Origin of the sequence: Mesorhizobium sp. 1M-11, from assembly GCF_001303895.1 — a bacterium.
Classification (GTDB): domain Bacteria; phylum Pseudomonadota; class Alphaproteobacteria; order Rhizobiales; family Rhizobiaceae; genus Mesorhizobium.
In genome coordinates, this window is record NZ_LJSD01000044.1 from 68,677 (window position 1) to 80,978 (window position 12,302).

Genomic DNA, 12,302 nt, shown 5'->3' on the forward strand with positions numbered 1-12,302 from the left:
GATCCAAGAATGTCCGGTCGATTTGTCCCACGCAGCCGAAGAGAAACGCGAGCCAGCGTTCTCGAGAGCCTTTTGCGCTCAAAAGGCGCATTTCGAACCGGAATTGCTCGAGATTCCAACCTCACGGAAGCCAGCGTCTCGAGAATCCTCAACGAGTTGCGCAGAGAAAACCTCGTCGAAGAAAAACGCCAGCAGACCAGCAATGCAGGTGCGCCAACCGCTTTTGTTACACTAAGCAAAGATATCACCGTCCTTGGTATCGAATTGTCCAACAGCCGGCTTTCATTCGGCGTCGGCGACCTGAAGGGAACGCTGGATTATGTCGAGCGCGTGCCGGCGTCGCCGCAGCTTTCCCAGCAGGACTTCGAGCGTCTCTTTGCCGAGAGTGCCGCAAATGTCCGCGAATGGGTCGGCGTGCGCGGCATCACGCTGCGCCAAGCGGCAATGTCCGTTCCGGGCTTCGGGCGCGAAGGCGGCAATCCGATCTATCCCTGGGACATGCGCCGCCTCGCGCTGTCGTTGGGCGAGGCCCTGCCGGGCGTACCACTTACATTCACCAATTCGGTGATCGCCCAGGCCGCCTTCCATCGCTACTCGCATCCGGCCGGCTATGACATTTCGGGCGACCACCTCTTTCTCTTCGCGGGACACGGCGTGGCCGGGGTCATCGTCAACGATGCAGCACCCGTCGATGCATTCTCGGCCTTCGAGATCGGCCACATGGTGATCGAGCGCGACGGGTTGCCCTGCCGCTGTGGTCACAAGGGCTGCCTGGAAGCCTATACGTCGCTGCGAGCCATTTCGCCGATCATCGGTTTGAGCGACGCGGACATCCTGACGAAGGGCGACCATTTCATGGAAGCGCTCAGCGTCGATCCGGCCGCTCGTGAAGTGCTCCGTGAGCGCCAGTTCCTGCTTGGGCTGGCGCTCGGCAACGCGCTCAACCTGCATTCCGTGCCCAAGGTCGTCATCAGCGGCTGGCCCTCGTTGATGCCAGAAGCCGATCGCGCGGCGATAGCTCACGGGCTGAACCAGAGCCTGCTCGGCGGCTATTCGCCGGAGCGTCTGGAATTGTCGTTCATCGAACCCTTGATCGGAAACGATCCGAAGGCCGCCCTGCACTATGCGGCCTACTGTTTCGTACGTGACGGTGCCTTGGACGAGAAGTCCGGCCAACGCGCCGCGTTGGAGGAGATCGCCTGAATGCAGACCCAGAAATCACCGGCCGCTGGTCGTGTCGGTGTTGTCTTCGTGGCTTCGCCACTTTTTCCGGAAGCAGCCGCGACTGAGCTGATAGAGCGCACCTCAGCACTTCTCGGCACGCAGGAGTTGGCCGGTCGATTTGTCGTCGCATCGAAACTGGCGCGCGATCGCGCAAGCTGCGCCGAAGCCTTTGCCGACCTCGACCTCGGTGAACTCGACGCCCTCGTCATCCAGCTCTCCACCTTCGCGACGGCAGAGCTGTTGCATGAAGTGCTTTCGCATCTGGGCGAGCGTCGTCTGCCGATCGCCTTGTGGGCGCTGGAAGAAACGGATCAGATCATCACCAACTCGCTGTGTGGCGCGCAGCTCTGGGCTTCGACCCTGACCCGGTTCGGGCGCGAGTTCACGCTTCTGCTCGGCAATCCCGGCGACGCCGAACTGACCAGGGACCTCGCCGCTTTTTCAGCAGCGTCCCGCGCCCACAGACGCATTCGCGGCGCCCGCATCGCCCTGATCGGCGCGCATGCCGACTGGTTCACCAATCTGGCCGTCGATCCCTGGATGATCCGCCAGCATCTGGATGTGACGATCGAGCAGATGACGCTCGTCAAATTCCTCGACGGCTGCAAGGCTGGGCCTGACGCAGAAGCAGCTGCCGGCAAGCGCTGGGCACAAGCAAGCTTCGACGGCGGTGACGACGAGACAAGCCGCATGATCCTCGGCCGCACCTATGCGCGGCTCGCGGCAGGACTGGACAAGGTCAAGGCCGATGCCATCGCGATCCGCGACTGGCCCGAGATCCTCTATGCCGAGAATTTCAAGGGAACATGGGGAGCGCTGGGCGAGCTTTCCGATCGCTCTGTACCGCTTGCACCAGAAGGCGATGTGATGGGCGCGGTGACCGCTCTGGTCGCCCGCGCATTCGACGAAGCCTCCCTGCCCTTCCTGACGGACATCTCCGGCATCGACCGCCACAACGACCGGCTGGTGCTGTGGCACTATGGCGTGAGCCCGCGCCTGGCTGATGGACCGCGCTCGCTCGACCCTGCGCTCAAGCAGGAAACCTTTCCGCTGAAGGTCGGTCCGCTGACCTTGATGCGACTGTCGCTGCGTGCCGACGGACAGTTGCGCATCTTCGTCAGCGAGGGCGAGATGCTGGCCCGGAAATCGCAGGCCAATCGCGCGGCAGGCTTCTTCAGGCCGGATGCCGCCGATTCCGAGACCCTGGTCCGCCACTTCATCGACGAGGGTTATGAACACCACGTCACCGCCGTCTATGGCCGCTGGGCCGAAGCAGTCCTGCATCTCGGCCGCCAACTTGGCGTGCAGGTCGACCATGTCTGAGGCGATGGGCAGGGCGACCTTTCCGGTCGACGCGGTGTACCGGCCCATCGGCCTCGGCTGGCGTGCCGCCGGCGGATCGTGGACGAGTGCAGCCTTCGAACGGGGCGGCGAGCTCTCCGTCTCGACCACCCGCCGAGGCGACAGCTGGCACATCGTCGCAACGCATCCGCACGCCGAAGCAATGGAGATCGTCTTCGCGCTGCCAAAGGCATTCCAGGCTTTCGGCGGCGGCGAACGCTTCGAGACGCTGAACCTGCGCGGCCAATCGGTGCGGTACTATCTCGAGAATTTCGGCCTCGGCAACGGCACCTACCTTCCGTCGCCCTGGATCGCCACCTCGCTCGGTTATGCGGTTTATCTGCCCGGCGAAGCGGCCGCGGTATTCCATGTCGCAGCGCCTTTCGACCCAAACGTCCTGCGCATCCAGGTCGAAGGCAACCGGCTCGAGATCGAGATCGATCTCGGCACCCTGGACCAGCTCTATCTGGCACTGATCGAACGGATCGGCCCGCCGACGATGCCGGAGGATTCATTCTTCGGCTTGTGGAAGGCTGGCGACTGGCGCATCGAAAACGCCGAGACGGTTGCAGCCGACATTGCAGGCTACCGAAACCTCTCCTTGCCGATGGCGATCAAGCTGATCGATGCCTACTGGGCGAGTGAAGTCCATTCCTTCGAATTCGACACCGCGAAATATCCCGATGCCTGGGACATGGTCGCCCGCATGGCCGCCGACGGCACGGACATCTATTTGTGGCTATGCCCCTGGGTGGTCGTCGGCACGAAGTCCTACACCTATGCGAGCGCGAAAGGCTACACGATCAGGGACGCGGAAGGCACGGCCATCACCCGCAGGCCTGGCGCCAATCCCAACATCGTCGCCGCCTTGATAGACTTCTCCAATCCGGAAGCCAGCGACTGGTGGTCGGAGAACTTACGGAGGCTGCTCAAACGCGGCATCAAGGGTTTCAAGGCAGATTTCGGCGAACAGCTTCCCGAACACGCGCTGCTGCATTCCGGGGAAACGGGCGGGCAGGCGCACAACGCCTTTGTCCGCTATTACCTCGAAGCGACCATCGCCGCTTTCGACGGGAGAACCCCGGCGATCATCAGCCGCTCGGGCTCTCCGCGCATTCGCGCGCCGATCTGGAGCGGTGACCAGACCTCCGACTTCTGCCCCAAGACCGGCCTGTCCTCGGCGGTCCGCGCAGCGCAAAGCGCCGCCTTTGCAGGTTGGTCGTTCGTCGGCAGCGATCTCGGCGGCTATTTTGGCACACCGACCCCGCAGGTATTCGCGCGATGGGCACAATTCTCCTGCTTCACGCCGCTGATGATGCTGCACGGGCTGGGTTGCCGGGAACCATGGGACATGGATGCGACGTCCGTCGCGGTCTATGACGACTACGCCCGCCTGCATCTTTCCTTGCTGCCGGTGTTCCAACGTCACGGGCACACGGCCGCAAACGGCGGCCTGCCGCTGCTGCGCATGATGCCGTTGTCCTTTCCGGAGGTGGACTGGTCGTCGATCAACGACTGGGATCAGCAATACATGCTGGGCGACGACATCCTGGTGGCGCCGGTCGCCTTCTACGGCAATACGCGGGCGGTCTACCTGCCCGAAGGGGAATGGTTCGACGTGCTTTCCGGCACCTATGTCGACGGGTCGACCTGGCGTATCCACGACGTCCCCCTCGATAGGATGCCGATCTTCATCCGCAAGGGCGCCCGCCTCGTGCTGGCGCGCGATGCACAGGCGCGGCGCGCGGTGGAGGTCGTGTTCGCCGAGGATGCGTCGAAGGCGTCGCGTGGACAGGACGGCTGGTCCGTGGAGGCGGTCGGCATCGTGAAAGGCACCAGCAAGGGCGTGGCATCGGAGCCTGAGCTGGCCGTGTTCTCGAAATGGTTTGGCGCCGAGATCGAATGGATGAGCGTCATGACTTAATCCGGCACCGTGAAGCCTTGGGAGAAGGTTCGCGAGCGCACAAGTGGAGGAGAAAACATGAGGAATTTGCTGAAGAGCGGCGCCATGGCCGCTGCGATCATGGCCGGGATGGGAACGGCACCCGGTTGGGCTGACAATCTGGTGCTCTGGGTGAACGCTCCGCTGGCGTCCGGTCCGGATGCGCCGCTCTATGCCGAACTCAAGAAGTTCGAAACGGAAACCGGCAACAAAGTCGAAGTGCAGGCGGTTCCGCATATGGAAATGGAACGCAACCTGTTCGTTGCCATGTCCGGCGGTGCCGGGCCCGACGTCATGGCCCTGGACATCGCCTGGGTGGCCGGCCTTGCCGATGCGGGACTGCTGATGGACATCACCGAGCAGTCCGCGCCGCTCGCTGCACAGTACCAGCCCGGTCCTTTGGCCGGTGGTCGCTACCAGGGCAAGCAGTATGCCCTGCCGCTCTACACCAACAACGCAGCCCTGATCGTCAATGACAAGATGCTGGCGCAGGCCGGTATCGACAAGGCTCCGGCCACCTGGGAAGAGTTGCGCGCGGCCACCGTCGCCATGACCAATGCGGAAAAAGGCACCTACGGCATCAGCTTCGGCTCCAACCGCATGGGCGCCTTCCAGCTCTATCCTTTCATCTGGCAGGCCGGCGGCGAGATCATCGACGACGCGGGCAAGTCGCATGTCGCCGACCCCGAAGCGATCGCGGCCGTCGATTTCCTGGCCAAACTCTACACGCAGGACAAGGCGATGCCGGAGTCGGTGCTGACGGCCGGCAATTGGGACGAGGTCCATGCCCCCTTCATCCAGGAGCGCGCCGGAATGGTGATCAGCGGCGACTGGGCGATCTCCGCCATCAAGAAGAACGCGCCGAACCTGGCCTTCTCGATCCACCCGCTACCGCAGGGCAAGAAAGCAGCTACCGTCATCGGTGGCTACAACCTTGCCGTCCGCCAGGGTACAGCGTCACCCAAGGCAGCCTTCCAGCTCGTCGAATGGCTCACCGGCGAACGCAGTATCGAACTGATGGGCAAGTATCAGCGCCTCTCGGCGACGGTCGCGGCAACGACACCGGAAGCGATCGCCAAGCTGCCCAAGGAGATGCAGCCCTTCATGGCGCAGGCTGGTGCTGGCCATCCCCGTCCCGTCGTCGCCTCCTGGAGCGAGATGCATGGTGTCTTCGGCAACATGTGGGATGCCGTTATCCGCGGCAAGCCGGCGGCTGAGGCCCTGGCGGAAGCCAATGCCGAAGTCGAGAACCTGCTGGCCAGATAAATGACGACGCGCACCCGGGAAACCACGAGACTGAAACCGCACTGGTCCTCGATCTTCGAGAACGGCACGGGTGCGCGCCTCTACCCCTACCTCATGGTCATGCCGGCCATCCTGATCGCGATCGGCGTGGTGGTGTATCCGGTGGTGTCCGGCATCACCTCGGCCTTTTATGACGTGACCCTGCGCACCCTGAACAGCGGCGACATGCCTTTCGTCGGCATGCGCAACTTCGAAAGGGTCTTCGCCGATCCGAATTTCATGCGCGCCTCGCTCAACACGGTGATCTGGGTGGTGCTCAATGTCGTGGCGCAACTCGGGCTCGGCCTGGCGCTGGCGCTGCTGTTGCATCGCATCGTGCCGGGTATCGGCTTCTTCCGCTCGGGCATACTGGTGCCGTGGGTGGTGCCGAGCGTGGTCGCCGTCCTCACATGGCGCTGGATGTACGACCCCAGCGTCGGCATCGTGAACGAGATGCTGGTGCGGCTGGGGGTGATCAACGACTACCACCCTTGGCTGGGCGACACGGCCACGGCGCTCTATGCCGTGACCGTCGAAAGCATCTGGAAAGGCACGCCGTTCGTGATGCTGCTTCTGCTGGCGGCACTGCAACTCGTGCCCAAGTCGATCCTGGAAGCGGCATCCATGGACGGTGCATCGGGCTGGCGGATGTTGTGGCATGTGATCCTGCCGCAGATCCGCGTCTCCTTCGCCATCGCCGCGGTGCTGACCTTCATCCTCACAGTGAATAACTTCAACGCGATCTGGCTGATGACGGAAGGCGGGCCGCTCAATTCGTCCGAGATCCTGTTCACGCTGGCCTACAAATACGGCTTCCAGCGCTTCGACCTCGGCAGGGCGTCGGCCGTCGCGACCATGCTGTTCGTCGGGCTGGTGATCGCCACCACGATCTATCTGAAGCTCATCCAGGCCAAGGAAGCCGACTGAGATGTCGACATCCTCCTCAACCCGCGAAACGGCACGCGACCGCTCCACGGCATCACTCCGGCGCAGGCGCACGCCCAAATGGGTGCGCATGGCGCTGCTCTATGCCGGCCTGTGGGCCGCCTTCATCTGGTGCGTGTTCCCCTTCTACTGGATGATCGCGACATCGCTGCGCGCAAAAGACGAGATCTTCGCTCGACCGCCCTCGATCGTGCCCCACGCCATCACCCTGCAGAACTATGTCGACCTGCTGATCGGTGCGCAGTTCTGGCGCTTTGCCCTGAACAGCCTGTTCCTGACGCTCAGCGTCACCGTCATCAGCGTGCTGCTGTCGGTCACCGCCGGCTACGCCATGGCGCGCCATCGCTTCAAAGGCTCGGTGATGCTGCCGCTGTTCATGCTCTACGGCCAGATGTTCCCGCCGGTGCTGCTGCTGATCCCGTTCTACATCCAGTTGAAGTTCCTCGGCTGGCTGGACAGCCTGTACGGCCTGATCCCGGTCTATCTGAGCTACATGCTGCCGCTGTGCGTCTGGCTCATGCGCGGGTTCTTCGCCCAGGTGCCGCATTCGCTGGAAGATGCCGCGCGGCTGGATGGCTGCACGCGCTGGCAGGCGTTCTGGCGCGTCATCCTGCCGATGGCACGGCCGGGCATCGTCGCCGTGGCAACCTGGGTGATGATCCACACCTGGAACGAGTTCCTCTATGCCTCCACCTTCATCCTCTCGGAAAGGAACCGTACCTTGCCGCTCGGCCTCTCCGGGCTGATCGGCCAGTACACGACCGACTGGGGCATGCTGATGGCCGGGGGCGTGGTGACGGCGGCACCCATCCTGCTGATCTTCTTCTTCCTTCAGAAACACCTTGTCGCCGGCGTCGGCGGCGGTGCGGTGAAGGGCTGATCCCGGAAAGGCATCGACACCATGACCAAGATCAAAAGCGTTCAGGCTTTTGCCTTGTCCTGCCCGACCCCGGGCGGGGCAACCTTCGCCGTCGGTCGTTCGGCCAAACGTGACATGGTGCTGGTGCGCATCGAGACACAGGACGGCATCGTCGGCTACGGCGAGGCGCATCATGCCCAGACGCCAAGCACGATCGCCGCCTTCATCAACGATGCGCTCGGCCCTTCCCTCACCGGCCTGGACGCCCACGAAACCGAAGCGATCTGGGACAGGAGCTATCGCCGCTTCATCGCCACGCACGGACCGGGCGCTGCGGCGGTGATCGGTCTCTCGGGCGTCGACCTCGCTCTGTGGGACATCAAGGGCAAGGATCTCGGCCAGCCCGTCTACAAGCTGCTTGGCGGCAAGCGACGGCCTATCCAGGCTTATGCCGGCGGCATCAGTCTCGGCTTTCAGCCGATCGAAGATCTCACGGCGGAAATCGAGCGCTACATCGCCCAAGGCTACAACTTCATGAAGCTGCGCGTCGGCGACACGCTGGAAAAGGACCTGGAGCGCGTGGCCGGCGTGCGCGCGGCATTCGGGGACAGCATCGTGCTCGCGGCCGATGCCGGCACTCGCTACCGCACAGCGGATGTCCACCGCATCGCGGAGATATGCGAAGCCGGCAGGCTGGCATGGCTGGAGGAGCCTTTCACGCCCGACAACCTGCCTGGTTACCGGCGCCTGCGCGACATAACCTCGACACCGCTCGCCGCGGGTGAAAACCACTTCACCCGCCACGAACTGCGCGCGCTGATCAGCGAGCAGCTGATACAATTCGTGCAGGCGGATTGCTGCAAGACCGGCGGCATCACCGAAATCCTCAAGATCGCCGCGCTCGCCGACGCCTGGCACCTGCAGTTCGCGCCGCATACAAGCGCATCGGTGCTAAGCACCGCGGCGTCGACCCATGTCCTGTCCGTCGCACCCAACGCTTTCATCTATGAAGCCGACGTATCGGCGATCAACGCGTTCCGTGACGAGTTGGGAAGCCCTATCGAAGTCGTCGACGGCACCATCAGCGCACCGGAAGGCCCAGGGCTCGGCGTCGAGATCGACGAGAGCCTGATCGGGAAATATCCGTTCATTCCCGGCGCGTCCTATCAATAGGAAGGCAGATGATGGCTCTGAATTTCCAAGCCGGAGTATCCGCATGACGCGACGCGCCTCACGCTGGGCCGACCTCTCACGCCCGGGCTTTGCGGCCCTGGACCGGGCGCGCACGATCTGTGTCCTGCCTGTCGGGGCCATCGAACAGCACGGTCCTCATCTGCCGGTTTCGGTCGATCGCGACCTCGGCGAGGCGGTGCTGGATCGGACACTTGCCCGGATGGAAGCCGGGCCCTCGATCCTGGCCCTGCCCGGCTTTGCCTACGGCAAGAGCAATGAGCACGGCACGATTGCTGGAACGCTTTCGCTGTCGGCCACAACCTTGCTCGCGATATTGGGCGATCTCGCCCACAGCCTGGCGAAAACCGGGTTCCGCAGGCTTGTCCTGCTCAACGCCCATGGCGGCAACACCCCCGTGCTCGAGATTGCAGCGCGCGATCTCAAGATTGCCCATGGGCTCAGGATCGCCACCTGCCACTGGTACAATTTCAACGAGGCCGAGCGGCATAGCGATGCGCGCGAGGGCGCCTTTGGCATCCATGCCGGACTGGTCGAGACAAGCGCCATGTTGGCGCTGAAACCCGCACTCGTCGCAATGGATAAGGCAGGTGATTTCGCCAACCAGGCCGAGAACTGGCAAGGCGATTATGCTCATATCGGCCTTTCGCCCGGACGCGCCCGGCCTGCCTGGACGATCGAAGACCTCAGCGTTTCCGGCGCGTGCGGCAACGCCGCCGCGGCTACGCCGGAGATCGGAGAGCAGCTCTTGGAAACGGCGGCCCGCAACTTCGCTCGTTTCCTCGACGAATTCGAGCGTTTCTGCGACCAGCAAGATCAACGGGACCGTGCGCATTAAGAGGCGGCCGGAGGAAACATGTCCATCTCGGGAAAGAACGATATCGACTGGAAAGCCTTTGCCGGCGTGCTCGGCGAAGTCGAAACCATCGACACGCCCTCGGTGGTGAAGAAGCGCTCACGCGATTTCTTCTGGTACAGCCCGATCCTCAGCCGCGAGCTGTCGTCGTGCTTCGGTGATCTGGTGGCGGTACCGAAATCGATGGAAGAACTGGCGAAGTGCCTCGCCGCTGCCTTCGACTGGAACGTACCGATCGTGCTGAGAGGCGGTGGCACAGGCAACTATGGCCAGGCCGTCCCGATGCAGGGCGGGCTCATCATCGACATGACCAGCCTGAACCGCGTCCTTGATATCGGAAGCGACACGGTTCACGTGGAAGCCGGCGCCCGGATCGGCGTGATCAACGAAGCACTGGCCGAGAAAGGCCGGGAACTGCCGCTGTTTCCCTCGACCGAGGCGATCGCGACGATAGGGGGATTCATCGCGGGCGGCTCGGGTGGGATCGGCTCGATCCGGCATGGCATGCTGCGCGACGGCAAGAACATCGAGCGCATCGCGGCCCTCTCCGTCGAGCAAGAACCCAGGCGGCACGAATTCACCGGCAAGGACATCTCGGCGATCCACCATGCCTGGGGCCTGAACGGCGTCATTACCGACCTCGTGCTGGGCACGATGCCTTCCGCCCGGTGGATCAACATCATTGCTTCATTCGACAGTTACAGACGCGCCTTCGAGGCCGGGATCGCATTGGGTTCGGCGCGGCAGATCGACCTGAAGCTGCTGACCACGATCGACAGGCGGATCACCGCATCGATCACGAAACTCGGCGATATCGCGACACGCCGACGCGACCTGCTGCTCGTCATGGTGGCCGAGGCGCATGCCGGCGAGGCGTCGCGCCTGATATCGCAGCATGGCGGTATCAAGGAGCTCGAACTCGACAATGCGACGTTGAAAGCTTCGGATCTGCCGGCGCTTTCTGAATTCTCCTACAACCATACGACTCTGCAGGTGCTGAAGCAGGATCGCAGCGTCACCAATCTGCAGGTGACCTTCCGGCCTCCGCTCGACGGCGCCAAGATCGATGAGTTGCAGCCGATACTGGGTGACGAGGTGCTCATGCATCACGAGTTCGCCCTGCTCAACGACCAGCTCGTGGCCTTCGATCTGCCGGTGGTGCGCTACACGACCGACGAGCGCCTGTTCGAGCTCGCAAAGATCTACGACGACCACAGCTGCCCGACCTCCAACCCGCACGTTCCCTATGTTGAAGGCGGGTCCATGAAACCGGATTTTCGCCACCTCGCCTGGAAGAAGCGGCTCGACCCCCGGGGGCTGCTGAACTCGGCGAAATCACGGCTCTGGGATAAGGTGAAGCATCTCCCGGCCGACGAGATCGAACATCTGTCGAGCCATCAAGTGGCGCGGAAGGCATCTTGAGATAGGTCTCGCCACCCGAGGCGGCCGCATCTGCACCTCGGCGCGAAGCCCTTCTCAGCCAGAAGCAAACGCGGTGCGAGCGAACGAACCTTGAAGAATCCGCGCCTTTGCCCTCACACCCTTTCGAGTGCGATGGCGATACCTTGGCCGACGCCGATGCACATGGTGGCGAGTGCGAGGCGGGCGTTGCGTTCCTTCAGTTCCAGTGCCGCCGTACCGGTGATGCGGGCACCTGACATGCCGAGCGGATGACCGAGCGCGATCGCGCCGCCATTCGGGTTGATGTGGGCGGCATCCTCGGTAAGGCCAAGTTCGCGCAGTACGGCGATGCCTTGCGCGGCGAACGCCTCGTTGAGTTCGACGACATCGAAGTCCTGCGGCGTCAGGTTGAGCCGGGCGCAGAGCTTTTGGGTGGCCGGCACCGGACCGATGCCCATGATGCGGGGCTCGACACCGGCCGTGGCAGCACCCAGGACACGCGCGATCGGGGTCAGCCCGTATTTGGCGACAGCAGCTTCCGACGCCACGATCAGCGCCGCCGCGCCATCATTGACGCCCGACGCGTTGCCCGCCGTCACCGTGCCGCCCTCCTTGCGGAACGGCGTTCCGAGCTTCGCCAGCGTCTCCACCGTGGTGCCGGCACGTGGGTGCTCGTCCTTGGAGACCACGATCGCATCGCCCTTCCTCTGCGGGATGGTGACGGGGACGATCTCCCTGGCCAGCCGGCCATTGGCCTGTGCGGCAACCGCCTTCTCCTGGCTGCGCACCGCAAAGGCATCCTGGTCGGCCCGGCTGACGCCGAACTGTTCGGCGACGTTCTCGCCGGTCTCCGGCATGGAATCGATGCCGTACTGCTTCTTCATCAGCGGATTGACGAAACGCCAGCCGATGGTGGTGTCGTGGATTTCGGCATGGCGCGAGAAGGCCGTCTCGGCCTTGGGCATGACGAAGGGGGCGCGGCTCATCGATTCCACACCGCCGGCAATCATCAGTTCGGCTTCGCCGGCCTTGATGGCGCGCGCGGCAATGGCCACCGCATCCATGCCCGAGCCGCACAGCCGGTTGATCGTCGAGCCCGGCACCGAGACCGGCAGGCCGGCCAGAAGCAGCGCCATGCGGGCGACATTGCGGTTGTCCTCGCCGGCCTGGTTGGCGCAGCCATAATAGACATCGTCGACCGCATCCCAGTCGACACCGGCATTGCGGGCCACCAGCGCCCTGATCGGCTCCGCGCCGAG

General features: G+C 63.6%; 10 protein-coding genes. 9 read left to right on the forward strand and 1 reads right to left on the reverse strand.

The window, feature by feature from the left end; all coding sequences use genetic code 11:
* Positions 1-156 precede the first annotated feature (156 nt).
* The 9 genes from AO692_RS19215 to AO692_RS19255 are packed head-to-tail and all read left to right on the forward strand — an operon-like array spanning position 157 to position 11,064.
* A complete protein-coding gene (locus tag AO692_RS19215) occupies positions 157-1,203 on the forward strand; it encodes an ROK family protein (protein ID WP_054311658.1) in 1,047 nt (348 codons plus the stop codon).
* Positions 1,204-2,547, forward strand: a complete 1,344-nt coding sequence (locus AO692_RS19220; RefSeq protein ID WP_054311659.1) for a hypothetical protein — start codon at positions 1,204-1,206, stop codon at positions 2,545-2,547.
* The gene (locus tag AO692_RS19225; protein WP_161808090.1) at positions 2,540-4,489 is read left to right on the forward strand and encodes a glycoside hydrolase family 31 protein; all 1,950 of its coding nucleotides are present in this window, start codon (positions 2,540-2,542) and stop codon (positions 4,487-4,489) included. The genes AO692_RS19220 and AO692_RS19225 overlap by 8 nt, the downstream gene beginning before the upstream one ends.
* Before the next feature lie 57 nt (positions 4,490-4,546).
* Complete coding sequence (locus AO692_RS19230) at positions 4,547-5,773, forward strand: sugar ABC transporter substrate-binding protein (protein ID WP_054311661.1); 1,227 nt, start codon at positions 4,547-4,549, stop codon at positions 5,771-5,773.
* Complete coding sequence (locus AO692_RS19235) at positions 5,774-6,718, forward strand: sugar ABC transporter permease (protein WP_054311662.1); 945 nt, start codon at positions 5,774-5,776, stop codon at positions 6,716-6,718.
* Position 6,719: 1 nt separating this feature from the next.
* Positions 6,720-7,616, forward strand: coding sequence for a carbohydrate ABC transporter permease (locus AO692_RS19240; RefSeq protein ID WP_054311663.1), 897 nt, complete (start codon positions 6,720-6,722; stop codon positions 7,614-7,616).
* 21 nt (positions 7,617-7,637) lie between these two features.
* Entirely contained in the window at positions 7,638-8,768 is a 1,131-nt protein-coding gene (locus AO692_RS19245) for a mandelate racemase/muconate lactonizing enzyme family protein (protein WP_054311664.1), read from the forward strand.
* 43 nt (positions 8,769-8,811) lie between these two features.
* Positions 8,812-9,624 carry a creatininase family protein gene (locus AO692_RS19250; protein WP_054311665.1) on the forward strand — a complete coding sequence of 271 codons (813 nt, stop codon included), beginning with the start codon at positions 8,812-8,814 and terminating at the stop codon, positions 9,622-9,624.
* A gap of 18 nt (positions 9,625-9,642) precedes the next feature.
* Positions 9,643-11,064, forward strand: a complete 1,422-nt coding sequence (locus AO692_RS19255) for an FAD-binding oxidoreductase (RefSeq protein WP_054311666.1) — start codon at positions 9,643-9,645, stop codon at positions 11,062-11,064.
* 113 nt (positions 11,065-11,177) lie between these two features.
* On the opposite strand, the gene pcaF is transcribed toward AO692_RS19255, so the two are convergent.
* A partial coding sequence (pcaF, locus tag AO692_RS19260; RefSeq protein ID WP_054311667.1) for a 3-oxoadipyl-CoA thiolase occupies positions 11,178-12,302 on the reverse strand: 1,125 nt, incomplete at its 5' end.